Source organism: Dyadobacter pollutisoli, from assembly GCF_026625565.1.
Classification (GTDB): domain Bacteria; phylum Bacteroidota; class Bacteroidia; order Cytophagales; family Spirosomataceae; genus Dyadobacter; species Dyadobacter pollutisoli.
The window spans coordinates 6,853,228-6,874,494 of sequence record NZ_CP112998.1; the positions used below are offsets into that span (position 1 = coordinate 6,853,228).

Sequence of the window (21,267 nt, forward strand, 5' to 3'; positions counted from 1 at the left end):
TTCAGGAAATGTCACGAATAGGAAATAAAGTTATCGTTTTACCGGCAGGCGTTTCGGTGTCTGTTGCGGAAGGTAACGTAGTGTCGGTAAAAGGACCTAAGGGGTCACTTTCACAAGCAGTAGATAGCGATATCACTGTGGAGATTGAAGGTAACGAACTGAAAGTTACCCGTCCAACCGAGCAAAAGCGCCACAAGGCTTTGCACGGACTGTATCGCTCTCTTATCAATAACATGGTGATTGGAGTAGATGCTGGATACAAGAAGGAGTTAGAGATTATTGGTGTAGGTTATAAAGCCAGTGCTGCTAATAATGTGTTGGAGTTGCAATTAGGTTACTCTCATAATATTTTCATGGCGATACCTACAGAAATTAAATTGACAACTACTTCTGAAAAAGGTCAGAATCCAAAAGTGATTTTGGAAGGAATTGACAAGGAGCTGATAGGTTCAGTAGCTGCGAAAATTAAATCGTTGCGTAAAGTCGAGCCTTATAAAGGAAAAGGTATACGTTTTGTTGGTGAAGTAGTTCGTCGTAAAGCAGGTAAGTCTGCCTCTAAGAAGTAGTGCGTTGCCACGTAGTAATGTTATAAACAAAGTTAGATAAGATTAAAAATGGCTAACGCAAAAGCAGATAGAAGACAACGCTTAAAATTTCACATTCGGAAGAAAGTGAAAGGCAGTTCTGAACGCCCCCGTTTATCGGTTTTCCGTTCGAACACCAGCATTTACGCGCAAATTATAGATGATATTAATGGTGTTACTCTTGCGAGTGCATCATCCGTTGACCTGGGAGGAAGAAAAGAAAACTCTAATGTTGAAGTTGCTCTTCAGGTAGGAAAGAAAATAGCTGAAAAGGCACAGGAAGCAGGTATTCAGGCGGTAGTTTTTGATCGTAACGGATATTTGTATCATGGAAAAGTAAAAGCATTGGCCGAAGGAGCTCGTGAGGGTGGCCTGAAATTCTAAGTATAACAAAGACTATGTCTACAAATACAAAACCTTCAAAGGTTAACGAATCTGACTTGAAAGAACGCGTTGTAGCGATCAATCGGGTAGCAAAAGTAGTAAAAGGTGGTCGTCGTTTCAGCTTTTCGGCCATAGTTGTGGTTGGTGACGGAAACGGAGTAGTTGGTTATGGCTTAGGTAAAGCCAATGAAGTTACTGACGCAATTGCGAAAGGAATTGATGACGCTAAGAAAAACCTGATTCAAATTCCAATGTTAAAACATACTGTTCCTCACGAGATGGAAGGTAAATTTAGCGGAGGTTTTGTATTGATCAAACCGGCGGCTCCTGGTACTGGTGTTCTTGCGGGTGGTCCTATGCGGGCGGTACTTGAAAGTGCTGGTATCAAGGATGTACTTGCTAAATCCAAGGGATCTTCTAATCCACATAATGTTATCAAAGCTACAATTGATGCACTTTTGAAAATGAGGGCTCCGCATCAGGTTGCTTTCCAACGTGGCGTTAAATTAGAGAAAGTATTCAACGGTTAATCCTCATTGGATTTTCCTATATCTGAGAGTAATCATGTCAAAAGTACGTATTACACAAGTTAAGAGCACCATTGATCGTCCAGAGAGACAGAAGCTTACAATTAAGGCGCTAGGTCTTGGTAAGTTGAACAGATCAGTAGAGAAAGAAAACAGCGATGCTATTGCGGGAATGATTCGCAAGGTAAGCCATTTGGTTAAAGTTGAGGAAATTTAACATATACGAATAGTATGAATCTTAGTTCATTACAACCGGCTTCGGGTTCCGTTAAGGTAGGAAAGCGAGTTGGACGTGGTCAGGGATCCGGAAAAGGTGGTACTGCTGCACGTGGACACAAAGGAGCTCAATCCCGCTCGGGTTATAGCCGGAAGGTAGGATTTGAAGGAGGGCAGATGCCACTTCAAAGACGGTTACCTAAATTCGGATTTAACAATATTAATAGAGTTGAATACAAGGCTCTAAATCTGGATGCTATTCAGGCGCTTGCTGAAAAGACAGGTGCGAGTGTAGTAACCCTTGAATTAATTCGTGAGAATGGTCTTTGTGCTAAAAAAGATCTTGTGAAAATCTTGAATAGAGGGGAGATTTCGACGGCGGTTGAGGTTCAGGCTCATGGTTTCTCAGCGTCAGCTGTTGAATCTATTGAGAAAGTAGGAGGTAAAGCGGTTAAACTATAATATTGCTGTTCTTCAAACACAAGTTGTTGAATTCGGACAGCTAATGTAAGCCCACAAGATGAAACGATTTTTAGAGACTATAAAACACATATTTGCAATTGAGGAGTTGAGAACACGTATTCTCAACACTCTTTTGTTTATAACGATCTTCCGTTTGGGGTCTTACGTAGCGTTGCCGGGTGTTGAGCCCGACCAAATGAATGTTTCTTCCCAAGGCTTGTTAGGTCTTTTGGATACCTTTCTGGGTGGAGCCTTTAGTAAGGCTTCCATTTTTGCGTTGGGTATCATGCCTTACATTTCTGCTTCTATTGCGATTCAATTGTTAACTATGGCATTGCCATATTTTCAAAAGATGCAAAAAGAAGGGGAATCCGGTCGTAAAAAATTAAACCAGATTACAAGGGTTCTTACCATTGTTGTAACCCTTGTGCAAGGAACTGCTTACTTGAATACAACGGTACCAGATGAGGCCCTGTTGGTAACCAGAAGCCTATTCTCCATTTCTTCAGTATTCGTACTGACTGCCGGTACCATGTTCTGCATGTGGCTGGGAGAAAGAATTACGGATAAAGGAATTGGTAATGGAATTTCAATGCTGATCATGATTGGTATTGTTTCCCGATTCCCTGGTGCTATTTATAAGGAATTCGTTTCGAGAGGTAGCGGAGGGATTTTGCTTTTTGTTCTTGAAATCGTTGCACTGTATTTCGTGATAATGGGAGCTGTGATGTTGACACAGGCTGTTCGTAGAATTCCGATACAGTATGCAAAGCAAGTGGTAGGTAACCGAGTTATGGGTGGCCAGCGCCAGTATTTGCCTTTGAAACTGAACGCAGCGGGTGTGATGCCAATCATTTTTGCGCAGGCTTTGATGTTTATCCCATCACTGGGGGCATCTTACTTCGCTGAAAAAAGTGATTTTGCAAGTAACGTAGCTACGATTTTTGCTAATTATACTACATGGCAGTACAACTTGCTTTTTGCAGTTTTGATCATTGTTTTCACATTCTTTTATACTGCGATTTCAGTTAACCCGCAACAAATTGCGGATGACATGAAACGGGGTGGTGGGTTTATACCAGGTGTGAAGCCAGGTCAGCAGACGTCTGAATATATTAGCTCTGTTTTGGATCGCATTACCTTCCCGGGTTCTCTAATGTTAGCTATCGTGGCTACCCTGCCGGCTTTTGCAAGTTTACTGGGAGTTTCAACGGACTTTGCGCATTTCTTTGGAGGAACTTCACTGCTGATTATGGTGGGGGTTGTTTTGGATACATTGCAACAAGTAGAAAGCTATCTGTTGATGCGCAGATATGAAGGTTTGATGAAATCAGGACGAGTTAAAGGTAGAACGGAGAGCGTGGCTATCTGATCAGGAAATGATTTATTTAAAAACGGAGGAAGAGATACAGCTTATTAAGGATAGTGCGCAGGTTCTTGGAAAAGCGCACGCTGAGGTAGCTAACTGGGTAAAACCTGGTGTTACTACTGGAAAACTAGACGCAGTTGCCGAGGAGTATATTCGTGACTACGGAGGAATTCCTTCCTTTAAGGGTTTTAATAAGTTTCCTGCCTCTCTCTGTATATCCGTTAATGAAGTAGTGGTTCACGGAATTCCGGGAAGCTATGTTTTGAAGGATGGAGATATCGTGTCTATTGATTGTGGAGTTAAGTTAAATGGTTTCCATAGTGACAGTGCTTATACCTACCCAGTTGGGGAAGTGTCTAAACAAGTGATGGACCTTTTAACTGCTACGAAAAAGTCTTTATACAAAGGAATAGATCAGGCGATCGATGGTTTGCGGATCGGAGATATAGGTTTCGCAGTCCAAGACTACGTGGAGCAAAGAGGTTACAGTGTAGTAAGAGAGCTGGTTGGCCATGGAGTGGGGAGAGACCTTCACGAAAGCCCGGAAGTTCCAAATTACGGTAAAAGAGGAAAAGGTATTAGACTGCGTGAGGGAATGGTTTTGGCAATTGAGCCAATGATTAACCTGGGGACAAAGACTGTGATGCAGGAAAGAGACGGATGGACTATCAGGACAACTGATAAGAAGTTTTCAGCTCATTTTGAACACACGGTGGTAGTTCGCAAGGGTAAAGCCGAAATTCTGACAACATTCGATTATATAGAAAAAGTGACGGCCAACACCAGCCTTATGGTTGAAGTAAAGTAATAAACGCTACGAATGGCAAAACAAGCATCAATCGAACAAGACGGAGTAATTCTCGAAGCATTGTCAAACGCAATGTTTCGTGTTGTATTAGAAAATAAGCATGAAGTGATTGCTCATATTTCAGGTAAAATGAGAATGCACTATATTAAAATATTACCGGGAGACCGTGTAAAACTAGAAATGTCTCCCTACGACTTATCTAAGGCAAGAATTACCTACAGATATAAGTAAGGAGTTGATCACCTTAAATTAACACATAAGTTTAATCAGATGAAGGTCAAAGCATCAGTTAAGAAGCGCAGTGAGGACTGCAAGGTTATTCGCCGTAAGGGTAAAGTATATGTGATTAACAAGAAGAACCCACGGTATAAACAAAGACAAGGTTAATAATTATGGCACGTATTTCAGGAGTTGATATTCCCGACCGTAAAAGAGGCGAAATCTCATTGACTTATATTTTCGGAATTGGTCGTAGCTCGGCTAAGAAGATTCTGGACAAAGCAGGAGTCGATGTAGATAAAAAAGTAATTGACTGGACAGATGATGAGTCTGGTGCTATTCGCGCGGTTATTGCAGGTGAATATAAAGTAGAAGGAGCACTTAAATCAGAAGTGCAATTGAGCATTAAACGCTTGATGGATATTGCTTGTTACCGTGGTCTTCGTCATCGTAAGGGATTGCCATTGCGTGGACAAAGAACGAAGAACAACTCACGTACTCGTAAGGGTAAACGCAAAACGATCGCGAACAAGAAAAAGGCTACTAAATAAACAATGAGCGGTGGATTGCATCCACAACTTATTCCCTAAGCAATGGCACAAAATAAAAGAAAAGATAAAGCTAAGAAGAGAGTTGTTGTCGTGGAGCCTGTTGGCCAGGTGCACATCAAAGCTTCTTTCAATAATATCATAATCTCTATTACGAACAGCAACGGACAGGTTATCTCCTGGGGTTCTGCGGGTAAAATGGGATTCCGTGGTTCTAAGAAAAACACTCCTTATGCAGCTCAAACAGCGGCACAAAGCGCAGCACAGGTTGCTTTTGACCTGGGAATGCGTAAGGCGGAGGTTTTTGTTAAAGGACCTGGATCAGGTCGTGAGTCTGCTATCCGTACCATCCAGAATGCTGGTATTGAAGTAACGACGATCCGCGACATTACTCCGCTTCCTCACAATGGATGTCGTCCTCCAAAGCGTCGTAGAGTATAGTAAATAGTATCTGTAACAGGATACCCATTCGTAATTTGGACACTGGGGTTACTGAATGGTTTTTAATTAATAAAGTAAACAATAAGTTTTAATGGCACGTTACACAGGTCCCAAATCAAAGATTGCAAGACGTTACGGAGAACCCATTATGGGCCCGAGCAAAGCGCTTGCTAAGAAAAATTACCCTCCCGGAGTTCACGGAAAGGGTCGCCGTTCCAAAAAGTCGGAGTATGCTTTGCAATTGATGGAAAAGCAGAAGGTGAAATTTATTTACGGTATACTTGAAAGACAGTTCCGTAACTTGTTTGAAAAAGCTTCAGTTAAAGAGGGTATCACAGGTGAAAACCTTTTGAAATACTGTGAAGCCCGTTTGGATAATACAGTTTACCGCTTAGGAATCGCTCCTACAAGACGTGCTGCTCGTCAGCTTGTCGCTCACAAACACATTCTGGTAGACGGTGAGATTGTAAACATTCCTTCTTATTCATTGCGCCCGGGTCAGGTCGTGACAGTTCGTGAGAAATCGAAATCTCTGGAAGCTGTTACCGACAGTCTTGCAGGACATAGCTCCAAAGGGTTTAACTGGTTGGAGTGGGATGGCCAGCAATTGTCTGGAAAATTTGTAACATTCCCAGAACGCGAGCAAATTCCGGAGAACATCAACGAGCAGCTTATCGTTGAATTGTATTCTAAATAATAATCTTCATATTACATGCACTCCCCGTTTTTTCGGGGTAGTGCTTTTTTAGCCGGTAACGGCAATTTTGCGATCGCAAAGGTAACGGTAGCGTGATCAACTATCATTTACTACTATAAAAGGAGCAAGGACTATGTCAATATTAGCTTTCCAAATGCCTGATAAGGTCGTCATGGAAAAAGCAGATGACTTTCACGGGTTGTTTGAGTTTAAGCCTTTAGAGAAAGGTTACGGCGTGACCATTGGTAATGCGTTACGCAGAATACTTCTTTCTTCTTTGGAGGGTTATGCCATTACAAGCGTGAAGTTCCCTGGTGTACTTCATGAATTTTCTTCTATCGAAGGTATAGTTGAGGATGTAACAGAAATCATCCTGAACCTTAAAATGGTTCGTTTTAAAAAAGTTTCTGATTTGAACGAAAGCAGAATCGTAGTAAATCTTAAAAATGTATCGGTTATTACTGCCGGTGATATTGGCAAGTTTACCAACGCATTTGAAGTTTTGAACCCAGATCAGGTAATTTGTCATATTGATGACCAAAAAGAGTTCGAAATGGAGCTTCTTTTGGACAAAGGAAGAGGATATGTACCTGCTGACGAGCCACGTGCCAATGAATTGCCATTTGGTTATATCGCAGTAGACTCGATCTACACACCTATCAAGAATGTTAAATACAGTGTTGAAAATACACGTGTTGAGCAACGTACGGATTACGAACGGCTTTTAATTGACATTCAGACGGATGGTTCTATCCACCCTGAGGATGCATTGAAAGGTGCTGCAAATATTCTGATTCAACACTTTATGTTGTTCTCTGATCAAACTATGACGTTTGAGAAGCAGAAAGCAGAAGAGGACAATCAGGTGGATGAAGAAATGTTGCGTATGAGAAAACTTCTTAAGACTTCATTGTCTGAGCTTGACCTTTCAGTACGTGCATATAACTGCTTGAAATCGGCAGATGTTAAATCTCTTGGTGATTTGGTAAGGCTGGAAATTTCGGACATGATGAAGTTCCGTAATTTTGGTAAAAAATCTCTTACTGAGTTGGAGCAACTTGTTGCTGACAAACAACTCACATTTGGAATGGACGTGGCGAAATATCGCCTGGACGAGGATTAATTAATATTCCATCATAAGTATGTATTCTGTAGCGCGCAGTTACTCGCAGCTCGAAGCAACTAAACAACAAAACAATGAGACACGGTAAGAAAGATAATCATTTAGGAAGAACAGCATCACACCGTAAGGCAATGCTTTCTAACATGGCTTCCTCTTTGATTCTTCACAAAAGAATTGAAACAACATTAGCAAAGGCGAAAGAACTTCGTAAGTATGTTGAGCCTCTGCTAACGCGTGCAAAAGAAGATTCTACACACAATAGAAGGGTAGTTTTTTCTTATCTGAATGACAAAGAGTCTACAAAAGAGCTTTTTGGAGTTGTTTCAGATAAAATTGCAGCTCGTCCGGGTGGATATACCCGTATCATCAAATTGGGCAGCCGTCTTGGTGATGCAGCGGAAACCGCTTTAATCGAGTTAGTTGATTTCAATGACGCTCTTCTATTGGCAAACGCTGATAAACCAGCAAAAACACGTCGTAGCAGAAGAGGCGGTAAAAAAGCAGAAGGATCAGAAACAGAAGTTTCTGCGGCTCCTGTGAAAAAGGCAGATCATCCAATTGTTGCAGAATCAGAACCTGCTGTTGATGAAGCTCCGGAAACAGACGAATTACCAGGCAACACTGACAAAGAATAGTTTTGGTAATAACATCAATATAGGAAAAGGGTTGAACGGTTTCGTTTAACCCTTTTTTATGAGTAAAAATCTGTACTTTTGCAGAAAATTTAAATAGACCATTGAAGAGGGCACCTCTTTACAAGCGGAAAAAATAGATTTAACCATATATGAATCAAAAAAAGGAAGCTCTGTTGTTGCTTGAAGACGGAACAGCATACAAAGGACTAGCTTTGGGAATACATGGAACAACTGGCGGTGAAATTTGCTTTAATACCGGAATGACAGGTTATCAGGAAATCTACACTGATCCTTCGTACTATGGGCAAATCATCGTCAACACCAATTCACACATTGGGAACTATGGCGTGCAACTGGAAGATGAGGAGGAATCGGCTTCGGTGAAGATCAGGGGAATGGTGTGCAATACGTTTTCTCAGATCTACTCGCGTGATACTGCCGACTTTTCGTTGCAGGAGTATTTTGAGAGAGCAAATATCGTTGGTATCAGCAATGTCGATACAAGACACCTGGTAAGACACGTGAGAGAGAAAGGTGTAATGAATGCAATTATCTCATCCGAGATTCTGGATGAAGCTTTGCTGATGGAAGAATTGAAGAAAATCCCTTCAATGGATGGCCTGGAATTATCTTCTCAGGTAACAACCGAGGAAGCTTACTTCGTAGGAAATGAAGCGGATAGTAAATGGCGGATCGCGGTAATGGACTATGGTATTAAGAAAAGCATTCTTACTAACCTGACTTCAAGAGGCTGCTATTGCAAAGTTTTCCCGGCCAAAACGCCATTTGAGGAAGTAATGGAGTGGCAACCAGATGGATTTTTTATATCCAATGGTCCGGGCGATCCTTCGGCGATGTTATATGCGGTGGAAAATGTGAATCAGATGATTAAGAGCAGCAAGCCATTATTTGGGATATGCCTTGGCCATCAATTGCTGGCGCTTTCGAGCGGTATCAACACATATAAAATGCATCACGGTCACAGAGGGTTGAACCACCCTGTAAAAAACCTGATAACAGGAATGTGTGAGGTAACTTCTCAAAATCACGGGTTTGCGGTCAACCACGACGAGATCGAAAGCCATCCGGATGTGGAGATCACCCACGTTAATTTGAATGACAAAACGATTGAAGGTATAAGAAGAAAGGATTATCCTGCCTTCTCAGTACAGTATCACCCGGAAGCGTCTCCGGGACCGCACGATTCGCGCTACCTTTTTGATGAGTTCATCAGTTTGCTAAGCGCAAATTAAATATATAACAAAAAATCCCTCGACCGAGGGATTTTTTGTTATATGACATTTTTTTAAACAATTGTGTCTGAGCATCTACCGTTACAATCCGAAGAAGTAGCGGCGCAATCATACCGCGTGTTAACATCCTATTAAATGATTGGCAAAATGAGTATGTAAATTTAGGTTTAAATGCGCTTCTGTTTATGGATGACAATTTTTTTGTGTTATTTTGTAGCGTTAACATATTCAATTTTTTAATCAAAACCACAAGCTGCAAATGAGTACGATTCAATCAGTACATGCAAGACAAATTCTGGATTCAAGAGGAAACCCCACAGTAGAAGTAGATATTCGTACCGAAAATGGTTATTTAGGACGCGCTGCTGTTCCGTCTGGTGCTTCCACCGGAAAGCATGAGGCCGTTGAACTTCGTGATGATGACAAGAGCGTATATGTTGGAAAAGGGGTTTTGAAAGCGGTTGAAAATGTAAATGATATTATTTTCCCTGAACTGATTGGCTGCTCGGTTTTTGAACAAAACCTGATCGATAAAATCATGCTGGAATTGGATGGTACTCCTAACAAAAGCAAGTTAGGTGCTAATGCAATTTTGGGTGTGTCACTGGCTGCTGCGAAGGCTGCTGCACAGGAAGCTAACCTTCCATTGTACCGTTACGTAGGAGGTACGAATGCTAATACCCTACCTGTTCCGATGATGAACATTCTGAATGGTGGAAGCCACGCAGATAACTCTATCGACTTCCAGGAGTTTATGATCATGCCTGCGAAAGCTGATACATTCTCTCAGGCGCTACGTATGGGTGTTGAAGTGTTCCATACACTTAAAACGGTTTTGAAAAGCAAAGGATATTCTACCAACGTAGGTGATGAAGGTGGTTTTGCTCCTAACATCAAATCCAACGAAGAGGCTATCGAGATCGTAATCCAGGCTATCGAGAAAGCTGGATATAAGCCAGGCGAAGAAATCTTCATTGCTATGGATGCTGCCGTTTCTGAATTCTACGAAAATGGATTGTACCATTTCAAAAAATCAGATGGCCGTAAACTGACGTCGCCTGAAATGGCTGACTACTGGACTCAGTGGGTTGCTAAATATCCTATCATTTCTATCGAAGACGGTATGGATGAGGATGACTGGGCTGGTTGGAAAACTTTGACTGAATCTGTTGGTAGCAAATGCCAGTTGGTAGGTGATGATTTGTTCGTAACAAACGTAACACGTTTGCAACAAGGAATTGAATCACAGATTGCCAATGCAGTTCTTGTTAAAGTAAACCAAATTGGTTCTTTGACTGAAACCATTGACACTGTTAACCTTGCAAAACGTAACAGCTACAAGAGCATTATGTCACACCGTTCAGGTGAAACTGAGGATTCTACAATCGCGGATCTTGCGGTTGCATTGAACACAGGACAGATCAAAACAGGTTCTGCTTCGCGTTCTGACCGTATGGCGAAATACAACCAATTGCTGCGTATCGAAGAAGAGCTTGGCGAAAGCGCATACTTCCCAGGATTGAAATTCTAATATTTCCATTGAGAACCGGAGCCATAAGCTCCGGTTCTCGTTTTAGGGTATCTCAAAATGAAAAACAACTCATTCTGGTCACTCAATTCGATGAAAAATTTCTATATCGCCACGTTTGTTGCGTGGTTGGTGTGGATACTATTCCTTGATAATAACAACATGCGGGTGGTAGTTTCCAATCGCATGAAAATGAAAGACCTGGAAAAGGAAAAAGCCGTCCTGCTCGAAAAGATCGGACAAGTGAAAAAGGAACGCAATGAAGTGTTTGGAAATCCAAAGATGCTCGAAAAATGGGCGCGCGAGAAATTCATGATGCGCAGGCCCAATGAAGAGGTATACGTGATTGTTGACGAAAACAATCAGCCTGTTGAAAGTAAAAAAGAGGAATAGTCTTATCATCCTCTCAGCACCATTCTTAATTTTTAATTTTCCACCACATTGAACAAGAAAGTAATTCTTATAATCATGGACGGTTGGGGGATCGCCAAATTCGGCGAGGAAAACCGTTCAGCTGTCATTGCTGCAAATACGCCTTTTTACGACAGTATTTTGCAAAAATATCCTAATAGCAAGCTGGAAGCAAGTGGCTTGGCGGTAGGCCTTCCTGACGGACAAATGGGTAACTCAGAAGTAGGCCACACCAACCTCGGCGCCGGACGCGTAGTATATCAGGATCTTGTTAAAATTAACCTGGCTGTTACCGAAGGTACTTTGGGGCAGGAGCCGGTTTTGACGAAGGCATTGGATTACGCCAAGGAAAACGGCAAAAAGGTACATTTTATAGGTCTGGTTTCTGACGGAGGGGTACATTCCCACATTGATCATTTGAAGGGACTTTGTAAAATAGCTGCGGATAAGGGCCTTTCCAATGTGTTTGTACACGCCTTTACCGACGGCCGCGACTGTGATCCTAAAAGTGGACTTGGTTTCCTGACGGACCTGACAGATTCAATGGCGCAAACTACCGGTAAGATTGCAAGCATTACCGGCAGGTACTATGCAATGGATCGTGATAAGCGTTGGGAGCGTGTAAAGCTGGCCTACGATGCCATGGTTCATGGCGAGGGCAAGCATGTGCCTTCTGCTGATGTCTTGAAAACTGTGCAGGCATCTTACGAAGAAGGCGTGACGGATGAATTTATTCTTCCTATTATCGCTACCGACGCAGCAGGAATACCAGTTGCGGTGATCGAAGAAGGGGATGTGGTATTATGTTTCAATTTCAGGACGGACCGTGGACGTGAAATCACAGAAGTGCTGACACAACAGGATTTCCACGAGCAGAATATGCACAAACTGAACCTTCGTTATATCACCATGACCAACTATGATGATACATTCAAGGGTGTAGACGTGATTTTTGATAAGGACAACCTTAATAACACCCTGGGGGAAGTTTTGGAATCCGCTGGCAAGAAGCAGATTCGCATTGCTGAAACAGAGAAATATCCTCACGTGACTTTCTTTTTCTCTGGTGGCAGAGAAAAAACATTCGTAGGAGAAAGCAGGTTGCTTTGTGCTTCCCCAAAAGTGGCGACATACGATCTACAACCGGAAATGTCTGCACCTTGTCTTAGGGATTCAATCGTTGCTGAGCTGGAAAAAGAAGAGGTAGATTTCGTTTGCCTTAATTTTGCTAATCCGGACATGGTGGGTCATACGGGTATTTTTGAGGCAGCTGTGAAGGCTTGTGAAACTGTGGACCAATGTGTAGAGGCAGTTGTTACGACCGGCTTGAACCATGGTTATTCATCCATTATCATTGCCGATCATGGAAACTCGGATTACATGAGAAATGATGATGGCTCGCCTAATACAGCGCACTCATTGAACCTGGTGCCTTGTATATTGGTTGACAACAACTATCAAACGCCAATCAAAGACGGAAAGCTGGCGGATATCGCACCAACCATTTTGCAGCTTATGGGAATACCCCAGCCAGCTGAAATGACAGGAACGAGCATTTTGTAAACTTAACCTGTTTAAAACGTGTTAATTTTGCAGAGAGCCCACCGGGCTCTCTGTTTTTTTGTTATTCATCATTCCGGTGAGCCAAGTAAAATGCATCACAATATTTATCCTAATAGCCTGAATACCTCCATTAACAAGCTCTTTCTGGTTCTTTTGGCCCTGGCCGGCACCTTTGTCAGCGCTTGTCAAAATGAAGAAGATCGGAACAAAGACGAGAAATTCTATTTTGATCTGAAAAGTTTTGTCGAGAATCAGATTGTATACCTGAATGACAAGAAGCCAATCGTCTCCAAAACTGTGGGGTTGGATGGTAAAACGGTTTCCAATGAATCGAAAGACATTGATTGGAAAAAAGAACTCGAACTGTTTGTTCAGGCAGATCTCAACAAACCTTCCTACCGTCAAAGTTATATGGTTGAAAGAAAGGACTCTTCGACTTACGAGTATCGGCTAAAACCGAATGTGGATCTGCCCGTCACATATCTCAAAATCATCACCGATAGCAGTCTTCATCAGCCGATTTATGTCAAAGCTTTGTTTCAATCCAGCAACAGGATATATAAGTCAGAAAAGACCATTGAACTGTCCTGCACGCGTGGGGATAATATTTGGGAATTGACGTCTTATTCAGTGAACGGATATCAGCAATTAATCTTTATGGATCGCAAGACCTTTGATATTAAGGCCAATATAGGACTTTAGAGGGGTTTTTGCATAGCTTTGGGTTGTACTGTTACACCATATTTTGGGTAAACATTACCCAAAAATCCAAAATCAATTTTTACTTTTCCTGCCAACTTCACAATTTTCAATTCTTAGATTTTAAGCAAGAAAGGATCGAAATGTCATCATTTTGGCCCTTTTTTGCTGTTACGGAGAATCTTACGCATTATTAGGAAGTGATCATAATTGCATCGGAAGCCGATTCGGCACAGAATTGGTTGCATTGAAAGCAATACCATGTAGACCCGGCATATTTTTAACCTGTCAACATGTAAACTAAATCACAAAACAAATTCTAATTCAATGCAACAAGAACAAAAAAATAAGCAAAGCATAGCGTGGGCGATGGTGGTTGTCCTTGGGCTAGCAACAGCCATGTTTGGCTACCTGTTTACAACTCAGAAACAAGAGTTGACAACTCAGGAATCTATGGTAGTTGAGAAAGCAAGAGAATTAGCTGTTACGAAAACTAAACTGGATTCGATATCAACAGTACTTGACGCCAAAATTGCAGAAGTAGAAAGATTAGGTGGAGACATCACAGAGTTGACAAAAGTAAAAGAAAAACTGGAAGCTGATAAGCTAGCATTCAGCCGCAGCAGAAAAGTTGAAACCAACAAATATCTTGGAAAAATCAAGGAATACGAAAAATTCCTGACGGAGAAAGACGAAATGATTGCTCAGTTGAAAGCTGAGAACGAACATCTGGTGGCCTCTAACGATTCGCTAAGCACACACGTAGGATCACTTACAAGCGAGCGCGAGAGACTGGTACAACGCCAGGCGGAATTGACTGACTCGGTCGTAACCTTTACGGCTGCTAATAAAGAGCTGAGCGATAAAGTAACGAAAGCAGCTGCTTTGAAAGCGCAAAACCTGAAAATCCTGACTGTTAATTCAAGAGGAAAAATAAAGGATAAAGAAGAGTACAAAGCGAGCCGCGTTGACAAACTGAAGTTGGTGTTCAACCTGCCTGAAAACGAGCTTACTGCTCAGGAAGCGAAAGACATTTATGTACGGGTATTGGATCCGGAAGGAGCAGTGGTAGCTGACAATGCTACTGGCTCAGGAGAATTTGAAGTGGATGGAGCGCCGTCTAAATTTACGACTCGTGAATCCATTGCATATCAAAACAACAATCAGAAAGTTGAAATGTTGTACGATAATACTTCTCAGTTCCGTCCGGGAAAATACAATGTGGAGCTGTATGCTGAGGGCTACAAAATTGGTGGCGGAAATTTCACCATCAAGAAATAAGACTTAACTTCACACCATGCATAGCTATAATGCGGCTGATTTATCAGCCGCATTTTTTGTGCACCAATGTCAGACATTGTTTTGATTCTTAATGACTTCAATGAAGCTCTTCAATTCCTCGGTGCGCTCGGGGCCGGAATCGGGATACGACATGTTCATTTTCTTTAATTCTTCAATGATGATCCTGCTCACGGTTAAGCGGAGGTTTTTCTTGTCATCAGCTGGCACAACGTACCAGGGCGCTTTTTTTGAGGCGGTTTCGTTAATGCAGGTTTGGTAAGCCTCCATATACTCATTCCACTTGTCCCTGACCTTCACGTCCTGCTCTTCAAATTTCCAATTCTTTGAAGGATCTTCAATGCGCTCAATGAGGCGTGCGGCTTGTTCTTCCTTCGATACATTCAGAAAGAATTTAATCACTCTGATACCATTCCTGTATAAGTACTTTTCGAGATTACCGATATCTGAATATCGCTGCTTCCACACTTTATCAAGGTCTTCGGTAAGCTCTACGGGCAACCGCTGGGACTTAGTCAATATGTCCGGTTCCACTTTTACCACCAGTACTTCCTCATAGTAGCTTCTGTTGAAGATCGTAATGGTACCACGCTGAGGAAGTACCTGATTAGTCCGCCACAGGAAATCATGACCCAGTTCCGTCTCCGTAGGTCTTTTGAATGAATGAATTTTGATACCGACGGGGTTTACTCCGGAAAGAACATGTTTAATAGTGCCGTCTTTGCCCGCAGCGTCCATGGCCTGGAAAATGACGAGAAGGCCGTACCTGTTGTGGGCATACATCATACTCTGCAATTCATCCAGCTCCTTGGCCGATTGGCTTTGCATTGCCTCGTACTCCTCCTTGTCATCGTAAATGTCCTTGAATCTGGTTTTGGCTTTTTTGATGTCAAATTTTGCCGTGCCGTCGATGCGGTAATCTTCTATTTTAAAGTCCGACATAGTGTTGGTTTTTATGAATGACAAAAAGAATGTAGCTCACTATGAATTCTCTGGTGCTTTCAAGAATGCTACCAGTTTGGCAAATGCCCGCGCACGATGACTTAGTGCGGATTTTTCGGCTAAAGTCATCTCCGCAAATGTGCGGTCGTAACCCTCGGGAACAAACACAGGATCATATCCAAAACCGTTTGCTCCTCGTTTTTCAAAAATGATTTTACCCTCCACACTACCTTCAAACTGGCGGTACTGACCGTCAATTACCAAAGTAATTACCGTAATAAATCTCGCTGCGGGATCAGTTTGCCCGGCTAGGTTTTGAAGCAGCAGGTCAATATTTTCACCGGCATCCCGCTGCGGACCGGCATATCGTGCTGATTTCACTCCAGGGTCGCCATTCAAAGCGTCTACTTCAAGCCCGGTATCATCTGCGAAACAATTAATACCGAAGTTGTCCCAAACGTATTCAGCTTTCCCTTTCGAGTTTTCAGCGATGGTGTCGTAAGGTTCGGGGATATCCTCATTACATTCAATGTCTTTTAATGTAACAAGTTCAAAATGAGTGCCTAATAATACCTGTATTTCTTCTAGTTTGTGAAGGTTATTGGTCGCGAAGCAAAGTTTCATAGAATAGAATGTATGGTAATCGAATTGCATTTTACATAAAAAAACGGCTACTCTTGTGAAGCAGCCGTTTTTAAAATTCCTTTCATATTATTTTGCGGGAGGAGCCACCGGAGGACCAGCTGGTGCAGCCTGACCTTTTGAGAAGTCAATCAGTTCCATTTCAAACTGAAGTACCGAGTTTCCAGGGATCGGGCCGTATGCTTCCGGACCATAAGCAAGTCCTGATGGAATCAATAGCAATCCTTTTTCGCCTTTTTTCATCAACATAATGCCTTCTTCCCAGCCTGGAATTACCATTCCTGCACCCACTTGCAGGTCAAGAGGTTTGCCTTGGTTTTTAGAGCTGTCAAATTCTTTTCCATCCAGGAATTTACCTGTATAATGTACTTTCACATTATCCCCGGCAGCAGGACTTGCACCAGCACCTTCAACCTGCGGTACATAATATAAGCCCGAAGCAGTTTTACGTGCTTTCCCTTTCAGATTGTTTTTGGCAAGGAATGCCTCAATGGTTTTTGCGTCAATAGCTTTTTGCTTTACCGCAGATTCAGACTGTTGTTTCTGGAATTCTTCGGAAGTAAGTACACTGACAACCTTAACAGTGAAAGTCAGTTCTGATCCTTTTTTGATCATAGGAGGCATAGGCTGACCAATTTTCGCAAACATTGTATCTGCATTGATCATGAATTTCGCGCTGTCACCAGTTGCGAGCAAAGTCAAACCTTCTTCAAAGCTTCCTTTGTACTGAGGAGCCTGCAATACCATTTTGTAAGGATTTCCTTCTTTGTAAGTATCCCGAAGCGTAGAGTCAGAGCCATTTTTCAAAACCATGTGGAAAGACATGATATCTCCTAATTTGGCTTTTCTAGCATCATCGTCATGTTCAAAAATCTGATATTTTAGCCCACTTTCAGTAACCTGCGTACGATATTTGTTGCAAGCGGCTGCGAGAATAGTTATGCCCATCGCATAACCGATTGTTTTAAGATTCATTTGATTGCGTTAATTAGAAAATATTTGGTAAATTTTAAGATAAGAATTTAAGTTTAGTCAACGTTCAAAAGCTCCTGTTGGTATGCCGGAAGAACACTTAAAAAATAGGCAACCGTTTCATTTACTGATTGTTCTGAACGTCCACCCGATGCATTCTTGTGCCCGCCTCCACTAAAATGTGTACTTGCAAGGTCTCTCACCGAGAATGTCCCTACCGATCTGAAAGAGATTTTCACTTCTCCCTTTCTTTCAATAAACATAGCCGACATTACTACGTTTTCAACCTGCAACCCGTAATTCACGATACCCTCAGTTTCGCCGGTACTTGAATGAAATTTAAGCAACTCAGCTTCCGTCAGCACCATATATGCAGTTCGGTATTCAGGAAGTACTACCAGCTTTTGAGAAAGTACATAACCCAGGAATTGCAGTCTTGATAATGGCGCATTGTCGTAGATCATCCTATGAACACGGCTCGAATCGAAACCTGTCAACATCAGATCCGCTACCGCCAAATGTACTTCCGGAGTGACGTTCCCATGCCTGAATGAGCCTGTGTCCGTCATAATACCGGCATACAGATTTTCGGCAGTAGGGATGTCAAAAAGCTGATCAGCTGAAAGCCCGCCTTCCATTTCTTTCACCAGGGAATAAACCAGCTGAGCAGTAGCAGCAGCATGTGTATCCCAGATCATCCATTTTGCAAAGTGCTCAGGTTCAAGGTGATGGTCTATCATTAACTTCGGAGCGGCAGCATCCTGTACTACTTTGCCAAGGTCTTTCAAGCGTGAAAGAGCTGAAAAATCAAGACAGCAAATCAATGTAGCCTGCTCGATTTTTCTTTTACATTTACCCTGGTCTCCTGACTTTTCATACACCAGCACATCCGCAATACCTGACATCCATTTAAGGTTCGCAGTGTATTCCGTTGGACTGATTACTGTAACATCGTGGCCTTTTTTGATCAGATAACTGGCCCACCCAAGCGATGATCCCAGCGCGTCGGCGTCAGGGTCACGGTGCATCGTAATGATGATTTTTTGGGGATGGGATAAAAAAGAGCTTAGCTCTTCAATGGTTTGATTCACAGTTATTTAATTCAAAAGGGGAGACTTTGCTATTGCTTTGAGCCCACAAAATTAATAAAACTGTTGGGATTTGCTCAATCCTGGGCACTAAAGGCTGGCTATCAGGCGATGTTTTATTATTCCTGTATTGTAACCCGCGTGAGGAGGGGGGATATAAAACGAAAAAGAGTAGTTTTGCACCAAAATAAAAATTTAGCCAATACCATGCCAACGAATAAAACATTCACAATGATCAAGCCGGATGCCGTACTGGACGGTAATACGGGGTCAATTATCAAGATGATTGAAGCTGCGGGTTTTCGTGTAGTAGCTTTGAAAAAGACACAGCTTACCCCGGAACGTGCCGGAGAATTCTATGCAGTTCACAGAGAGCGTCCGTTCTATAATGGTCTGTGCCAATATATGTCTTCCGGCCCGATTGTTCCGATGATTTTGGAAAAAGAAAACGCAGTGGCAGACTTCCGTACCTTGATCGGTGCAACTAACCCTGCTAATGCTGACGAAGGTACTATCCGTAAATTGTTTGCGAAGTCCATTGAAGCCAACGCGATCCACGGATCTGATTCAGATGAAAATGCAGAGATCGAGGGCAACTTCTTCTTCGCGCATCTTGAACAGTTCTAATAGCTGACCAGTTAACAATAAAATACCCTGACGATCTGATCGTCAGGGTATTTTATTGTTGAGATGTAGTATCAACTAGTTTACTACCAGGCTATCTATCACGTGAATGATTCCATTATCCGCATTGACGTTCTTTTTGACAATGTCAGATTTGTTAATGGCTACTACGCTGTCAATTTTCGTAATGCTGAGATCCTTATTGTTTTTTGATTTTTTAACACCTGCTTTTAAATTATCATAGTCGATGATCTCCTTTGCAATGATATGATTTTTAATGAAAGCCTCGGCAGTTGCCTGATCGGTATACTTGCTCGAACTGGAAATGTTGGCTTTGGCAAACGCGTCATTATCGGGAGCAAAAAAAGTAAGGTTATCCGTTCTCAATGCATCGCCCATTTTAGCATATGTGACAATTTCCCAAAGTATACTGAACTGCTCGTTTTCAATGAGCACATCGGTAATGGTTTTAGGCTTTATTAAATCTTCACTGTTTTCCTTACATGAAAAAACGGCTGTTGAAAACACCACTACACCTAAAAAAAATCTCACGCAACGCCCTGCAAAACGGTTTTTTTTCATAGCTTTCCAATTGGTTAATTTCTGTAAAACTAATGGAAAATGTATTTTCACAGAATTCCTGACCTATTTTTTTTAATCCTAACCCAAAAACCATTATGTTAAAACCTAGACAATTGCTTGTCATTTGTGCCACCGTTTTGCTTGTAAACTCCGCTTTTTTAGTCAACAAACTGCCTTCTCTGGCTCCCGAAAAGAAACCCGTAAAACTATTTAACGGAAAAGACCTGACGGGCTGGAAAATTAACGGAACGGAAAAATGGTATGTTGAAAAAGGCGAGCTGATCTGCGAAAGCGGCCCGGACAAAAAATACGGCTACCTGACTACGGACAAGTTTTACAAGAATTTCGATCTATCCCTTCAGTTCAAACAGGAAGCAAACGGCAATAGCGGCGTATTCTTCCGTTCTACCGTGGATGGCACCAAAGTATCGGGCTGGCAGGTAGAAGTAGCGCCGCCAAACCACGATACTGGCGGTATTTACGAATCATATGGCCGCAACTGGCTGGTTCAGATCCCTGACGAAAAAGAGGGTTTCCTGAAAATGGGAGAATGGAACACATTGCGCATTCGCGCAGTGGGCGACAAAGTACAGACCTGGCTCAATGGTAATGCCATGGTGGATTTTGATGATGCTAAAATCGGTGCGGGAAATGGTTCTATTGCATTGCAGATCCACGACGGCGGAGGTATCAAGGTACGTTGGAAAAATATAGTAGTAGAAGAGCTTTAACCAGCCGTATTTTTCATTCGGGCGCCCGGTAAATTCATACCATCGAAAACGGCAGTTCGTCGGAATTAACTAACTCACTGGCTTCATGGCCAATAGATTTGTGTCAACAATAACACAAATGCTATTAGCCATGAAGCTTTTTTATTATTTACTGTTATTCATTTCACCACTTGCCTATTCCCAAAAAAGGCCAAGGTTTCCAAAGACGATCTTTGAATTTTAATCACAATCAAACTTTAATCAGTATAACAAATGAAAAATCTATTGACAACTGCTTTTGCCATTATCCTTTCGGCAGGCGCGTTGTGGGCTCAGAACGAAAAATATACCCAGGCGATGACCGACGGGATCCAGGCTTTGAATGGTATCGACCGTGTCAAGCCCGATGCCAAAGTTTTGCAGGACATCGCTAATCGTTTCGAAAGAATAGCGGCGGCGGAGCCAAAGGAATGGCTGCCCAAATATTATGCAGCATATAGCAATGTGATCCTGGGCTTTGTAGGAGCCAGTATTACCGAAAAAGATCAGTATCTGGATAAAGCTAACGCCTTATTGAAAGAGGCCGAGGCAATAGTAGGTAAGCCCAATGATGAGTTGCAAGTATTGAATGCATACCGGTCGCAAATACACCTGGCAGCGGACCCAATGAACCGCTGGGAGGCAGATGGAGCAAAATTTGCAGAGTACCTGGATGCTGCCAAATCAATCAACCCGGAAAATCCGCGTATTTATTACCTGGAAGGGTCGAGTTTATTCTTTACACCGGAAGAGTACGGCGGAGGTAAAAAAGTAGCAAAACCGTTGTTGGAAAAAGCGACACAAAAATTCTCTGCATTTAAAGCTGAATCTCCGATACATCCGTCCTGGGGCAAGATGGAAACGGAATGGATGCTGTCTCAAAGCAATTGATTAACTCGCCA

General features: G+C 42.3%; 28 protein-coding genes. 23 read left to right on the forward strand and 5 right to left on the reverse strand.

Features of this window, described 5'->3' with window-relative positions:
• The first annotated feature begins 8 nt into the window (after positions 1–8).
• The 20 genes from rplF (at position 9) to ON006_RS28540 (ending at position 14,748) form a co-directional block, all read left to right on the forward strand.
• Entirely contained in the window at positions 9–566 is a 558-nt protein-coding gene (gene rplF / locus ON006_RS28445; RefSeq protein WP_244821573.1) for a 50S ribosomal protein L6, read from the forward strand.
• Between the two features lie 48 nt (positions 567–614).
• A complete protein-coding gene (gene rplR, locus ON006_RS28450; protein WP_244821574.1) occupies positions 615–968 on the forward strand; it encodes a 50S ribosomal protein L18 in 354 nt (117 codons plus the stop codon).
• A gap of 14 nt (positions 969–982) precedes the next feature.
• Positions 983–1,498: a 30S ribosomal protein S5 gene (rpsE, locus tag ON006_RS28455; RefSeq protein ID WP_138480900.1), complete on the forward strand. Its 516-nt coding sequence runs from the start codon at positions 983–985 to the stop codon at positions 1,496–1,498.
• Between the two features lie 34 nt (positions 1,499–1,532).
• Positions 1,533–1,712 (forward strand): 50S ribosomal protein L30, encoded by a 180-nt coding sequence (gene rpmD / locus ON006_RS28460; protein WP_031528736.1) that lies wholly within the window; start codon positions 1,533–1,535, stop codon positions 1,710–1,712.
• A gap of 14 nt (positions 1,713–1,726) precedes the next feature.
• Positions 1,727–2,173, forward strand: a complete 447-nt coding sequence (rplO, locus tag ON006_RS28465) for a 50S ribosomal protein L15 (protein ID WP_244821575.1) — start codon at positions 1,727–1,729, stop codon at positions 2,171–2,173.
• Between the two features lie 58 nt (positions 2,174–2,231).
• Positions 2,232–3,545 (forward strand): preprotein translocase subunit SecY, encoded by a 1,314-nt coding sequence (secY, locus tag ON006_RS28470; RefSeq protein WP_244821576.1) that lies wholly within the window; start codon positions 2,232–2,234, stop codon positions 3,543–3,545.
• A gap of 7 nt (positions 3,546–3,552) precedes the next feature.
• Entirely contained in the window at positions 3,553–4,350 is a 798-nt protein-coding gene (gene map, locus ON006_RS28475; RefSeq protein WP_244821577.1) for a type I methionyl aminopeptidase, read from the forward strand.
• 12 nt (positions 4,351–4,362) lie between these two features.
• Complete coding sequence (gene infA, locus ON006_RS28480; RefSeq protein WP_015813810.1) at positions 4,363–4,581, forward strand: translation initiation factor IF-1; 219 nt, start codon at positions 4,363–4,365, stop codon at positions 4,579–4,581.
• A 39-nt stretch (positions 4,582–4,620) separates the two neighbouring features.
• A complete protein-coding gene (gene ykgO / locus ON006_RS28485; protein ID WP_015813811.1) occupies positions 4,621–4,737 on the forward strand; it encodes a type B 50S ribosomal protein L36 in 117 nt (38 codons plus the stop codon).
• 5 nt (positions 4,738–4,742) lie between these two features.
• On the forward strand, positions 4,743–5,120 hold the full coding sequence (rpsM, locus tag ON006_RS28490; RefSeq protein WP_138480909.1) for a 30S ribosomal protein S13: 378 nt from the start codon (positions 4,743–4,745) through the stop codon (positions 5,118–5,120).
• A gap of 42 nt (positions 5,121–5,162) precedes the next feature.
• Positions 5,163–5,558: a 30S ribosomal protein S11 gene (gene rpsK, locus ON006_RS28495; RefSeq protein WP_015813813.1), complete on the forward strand. Its 396-nt coding sequence runs from the start codon at positions 5,163–5,165 to the stop codon at positions 5,556–5,558.
• Between the two features lie 91 nt (positions 5,559–5,649).
• Positions 5,650–6,255, forward strand: a complete 606-nt coding sequence (gene rpsD, locus ON006_RS28500; protein WP_244821578.1) for a 30S ribosomal protein S4 — start codon at positions 5,650–5,652, stop codon at positions 6,253–6,255.
• Positions 6,256–6,388: 133 nt separating this feature from the next.
• Positions 6,389–7,378: a DNA-directed RNA polymerase subunit alpha gene (locus ON006_RS28505; RefSeq protein WP_026631251.1), complete on the forward strand. Its 990-nt coding sequence runs from the start codon at positions 6,389–6,391 to the stop codon at positions 7,376–7,378.
• Positions 7,379–7,452: 74 nt separating this feature from the next.
• Positions 7,453–8,013 carry a 50S ribosomal protein L17 gene (gene rplQ, locus ON006_RS28510; RefSeq protein WP_244821579.1) on the forward strand — a complete coding sequence of 187 codons (561 nt, stop codon included), beginning with the start codon at positions 7,453–7,455 and terminating at the stop codon, positions 8,011–8,013.
• A 149-nt stretch (positions 8,014–8,162) separates the two neighbouring features.
• Positions 8,163–9,266: a glutamine-hydrolyzing carbamoyl-phosphate synthase small subunit gene (gene carA / locus ON006_RS28515; RefSeq protein WP_244821580.1), complete on the forward strand. Its 1,104-nt coding sequence runs from the start codon at positions 8,163–8,165 to the stop codon at positions 9,264–9,266.
• 259 nt (positions 9,267–9,525) lie between these two features.
• A complete protein-coding gene (eno, locus tag ON006_RS28520) occupies positions 9,526–10,797 on the forward strand; it encodes a phosphopyruvate hydratase (RefSeq protein WP_244821581.1) in 1,272 nt (423 codons plus the stop codon).
• Between the two features lie 57 nt (positions 10,798–10,854).
• Positions 10,855–11,187 (forward strand): FtsB family cell division protein, encoded by a 333-nt coding sequence (locus ON006_RS28525; RefSeq protein ID WP_244821582.1) that lies wholly within the window; start codon positions 10,855–10,857, stop codon positions 11,185–11,187.
• 48 nt (positions 11,188–11,235) lie between these two features.
• The gene (gpmI, locus tag ON006_RS28530; RefSeq protein WP_244821583.1) at positions 11,236–12,768 is read left to right on the forward strand and encodes a 2,3-bisphosphoglycerate-independent phosphoglycerate mutase; all 1,533 of its coding nucleotides are present in this window, start codon (positions 11,236–11,238) and stop codon (positions 12,766–12,768) included.
• Between the two features lie 90 nt (positions 12,769–12,858).
• Positions 12,859–13,470, forward strand: a complete 612-nt coding sequence (locus ON006_RS28535) for a hypothetical protein (RefSeq protein WP_244821584.1) — start codon at positions 12,859–12,861, stop codon at positions 13,468–13,470.
• A gap of 324 nt (positions 13,471–13,794) precedes the next feature.
• Entirely contained in the window at positions 13,795–14,748 is a 954-nt protein-coding gene (locus ON006_RS28540; RefSeq protein WP_244821585.1) for a DUF8428 domain-containing protein, read from the forward strand.
• Between the two features lie 69 nt (positions 14,749–14,817).
• On the opposite strand, the gene ON006_RS28545 is transcribed toward ON006_RS28540, so the two are convergent.
• The 4 genes from ON006_RS28545 to ON006_RS28560 form a co-directional block, all read right to left on the reverse strand.
• Positions 14,818–15,708 carry a polyphosphate kinase 2 family protein gene (locus ON006_RS28545; RefSeq protein ID WP_244821586.1) on the reverse strand — a complete coding sequence of 297 codons (891 nt, stop codon included), beginning with the start codon at positions 15,706–15,708 and terminating at the stop codon, positions 14,818–14,820.
• A gap of 39 nt (positions 15,709–15,747) precedes the next feature.
• Entirely contained in the window at positions 15,748–16,332 is a 585-nt protein-coding gene (gene rdgB, locus ON006_RS28550) for an RdgB/HAM1 family non-canonical purine NTP pyrophosphatase (RefSeq protein WP_244821587.1), read from the reverse strand.
• Between the two features lie 87 nt (positions 16,333–16,419).
• On the reverse strand, positions 16,420–17,325 hold the full coding sequence (locus ON006_RS28555) for an FKBP-type peptidyl-prolyl cis-trans isomerase (RefSeq protein WP_244821588.1): 906 nt from the start codon (positions 17,323–17,325) through the stop codon (positions 16,420–16,422).
• Between the two features lie 53 nt (positions 17,326–17,378).
• The gene (locus ON006_RS28560) at positions 17,379–18,413 is read right to left on the reverse strand and encodes a DHH family phosphoesterase (protein WP_244821589.1); all 1,035 of its coding nucleotides are present in this window, start codon (positions 18,411–18,413) and stop codon (positions 17,379–17,381) included.
• A 204-nt stretch (positions 18,414–18,617) separates the two neighbouring features.
• Between ON006_RS28560 and ON006_RS28565 the strand changes: the two genes are divergently transcribed.
• Positions 18,618–19,037, forward strand: a complete 420-nt coding sequence (locus ON006_RS28565) for a nucleoside-diphosphate kinase (protein WP_244821590.1) — start codon at positions 18,618–18,620, stop codon at positions 19,035–19,037.
• Positions 19,038–19,112: 75 nt separating this feature from the next.
• On the opposite strand, the gene ON006_RS28570 is transcribed toward ON006_RS28565, so the two are convergent.
• Entirely contained in the window at positions 19,113–19,616 is a 504-nt protein-coding gene (locus tag ON006_RS28570; RefSeq protein WP_244821591.1) for a fasciclin domain-containing protein, read from the reverse strand.
• Between the two features lie 95 nt (positions 19,617–19,711).
• On the opposite strand from ON006_RS28570, the gene ON006_RS28575 reads away from it, so the two are divergent.
• The gene (locus tag ON006_RS28575) at positions 19,712–20,347 is read left to right on the forward strand and encodes a 3-keto-disaccharide hydrolase (RefSeq protein ID WP_244821592.1); all 636 of its coding nucleotides are present in this window, start codon (positions 19,712–19,714) and stop codon (positions 20,345–20,347) included.
• Between the two features lie 252 nt (positions 20,348–20,599).
• The gene (locus tag ON006_RS28580; protein ID WP_244821593.1) at positions 20,600–21,256 is read left to right on the forward strand and encodes a hypothetical protein; all 657 of its coding nucleotides are present in this window, start codon (positions 20,600–20,602) and stop codon (positions 21,254–21,256) included.
• The last annotated feature ends 11 nt before the right edge of the window (positions 21,257–21,267 follow it).

Excerpts from the sequence above, each read along its gene's own strand:
- rpsM (WP_138480909.1), top strand. The coding sequence starts at position 4,743 with ATGGCACGTATTTCAGGAGTTGATATTCCCGACCGTAAAAGAGGCGAA.
- ON006_RS28545 (WP_244821586.1), bottom strand. The coding sequence starts at position 15,708 with ATGTCGGACTTTAAAATAGAAGATTACCGCATCGACGGCACGGCAAAA.
- ON006_RS28575 (WP_244821592.1), top strand. The coding sequence starts at position 19,712 with ATGTTAAAACCTAGACAATTGCTTGTCATTTGTGCCACCGTTTTGCTT.
- ON006_RS28565 (WP_244821590.1), top strand. The coding sequence starts at position 18,618 with ATGCCAACGAATAAAACATTCACAATGATCAAGCCGGATGCCGTACTG.
- secY (WP_244821576.1), top strand. The coding sequence starts at position 2,232 with ATGAAACGATTTTTAGAGACTATAAAACACATATTTGCAATTGAGGAG.
- rpsD (WP_244821578.1), top strand. The coding sequence starts at position 5,650 with ATGGCACGTTACACAGGTCCCAAATCAAAGATTGCAAGACGTTACGGA.
- carA (WP_244821580.1), top strand. The coding sequence starts at position 8,163 with ATGAATCAAAAAAAGGAAGCTCTGTTGTTGCTTGAAGACGGAACAGCA.
- ON006_RS28505 (WP_026631251.1), top strand. The coding sequence starts at position 6,389 with ATGTCAATATTAGCTTTCCAAATGCCTGATAAGGTCGTCATGGAAAAA.
- ON006_RS28535 (WP_244821584.1), top strand. The coding sequence starts at position 12,859 with ATGCATCACAATATTTATCCTAATAGCCTGAATACCTCCATTAACAAG.
- ON006_RS28570 (WP_244821591.1), bottom strand. The coding sequence starts at position 19,616 with ATGAAAAAAAACCGTTTTGCAGGGCGTTGCGTGAGATTTTTTTTAGGT.
- rpsE (WP_138480900.1), top strand. The coding sequence starts at position 983 with ATGTCTACAAATACAAAACCTTCAAAGGTTAACGAATCTGACTTGAAA.
- ON006_RS28540 (WP_244821585.1), top strand. The coding sequence starts at position 13,795 with ATGCAACAAGAACAAAAAAATAAGCAAAGCATAGCGTGGGCGATGGTG.
- rplR (WP_244821574.1), top strand. The coding sequence starts at position 615 with ATGGCTAACGCAAAAGCAGATAGAAGACAACGCTTAAAATTTCACATT.
- ON006_RS28580 (WP_244821593.1), top strand. The coding sequence starts at position 20,600 with ATGAAAAATCTATTGACAACTGCTTTTGCCATTATCCTTTCGGCAGGC.
- eno (WP_244821581.1), top strand. The coding sequence starts at position 9,526 with ATGAGTACGATTCAATCAGTACATGCAAGACAAATTCTGGATTCAAGA.
- rplQ (WP_244821579.1), top strand. The coding sequence starts at position 7,453 with ATGAGACACGGTAAGAAAGATAATCATTTAGGAAGAACAGCATCACAC.
- map (WP_244821577.1), top strand. The coding sequence starts at position 3,553 with ATGATTTATTTAAAAACGGAGGAAGAGATACAGCTTATTAAGGATAGT.
- rpsK (WP_015813813.1), top strand. The coding sequence starts at position 5,163 with ATGGCACAAAATAAAAGAAAAGATAAAGCTAAGAAGAGAGTTGTTGTC.
- rpmD (WP_031528736.1), top strand. The coding sequence starts at position 1,533 with ATGTCAAAAGTACGTATTACACAAGTTAAGAGCACCATTGATCGTCCA.
- ykgO (WP_015813811.1), top strand. The coding sequence starts at position 4,621 with ATGAAGGTCAAAGCATCAGTTAAGAAGCGCAGTGAGGACTGCAAGGTT.
- rplO (WP_244821575.1), top strand. The coding sequence starts at position 1,727 with ATGAATCTTAGTTCATTACAACCGGCTTCGGGTTCCGTTAAGGTAGGA.
- ON006_RS28555 (WP_244821588.1), bottom strand. The coding sequence starts at position 17,325 with ATGAATCTTAAAACAATCGGTTATGCGATGGGCATAACTATTCTCGCA.
- rdgB (WP_244821587.1), bottom strand. The coding sequence starts at position 16,332 with ATGAAACTTTGCTTCGCGACCAATAACCTTCACAAACTAGAAGAAATA.
- infA (WP_015813810.1), top strand. The coding sequence starts at position 4,363 with ATGGCAAAACAAGCATCAATCGAACAAGACGGAGTAATTCTCGAAGCA.
- rplF (WP_244821573.1), top strand. The coding sequence starts at position 9 with ATGTCACGAATAGGAAATAAAGTTATCGTTTTACCGGCAGGCGTTTCG.
- ON006_RS28525 (WP_244821582.1), top strand. The coding sequence starts at position 10,855 with ATGAAAAACAACTCATTCTGGTCACTCAATTCGATGAAAAATTTCTAT.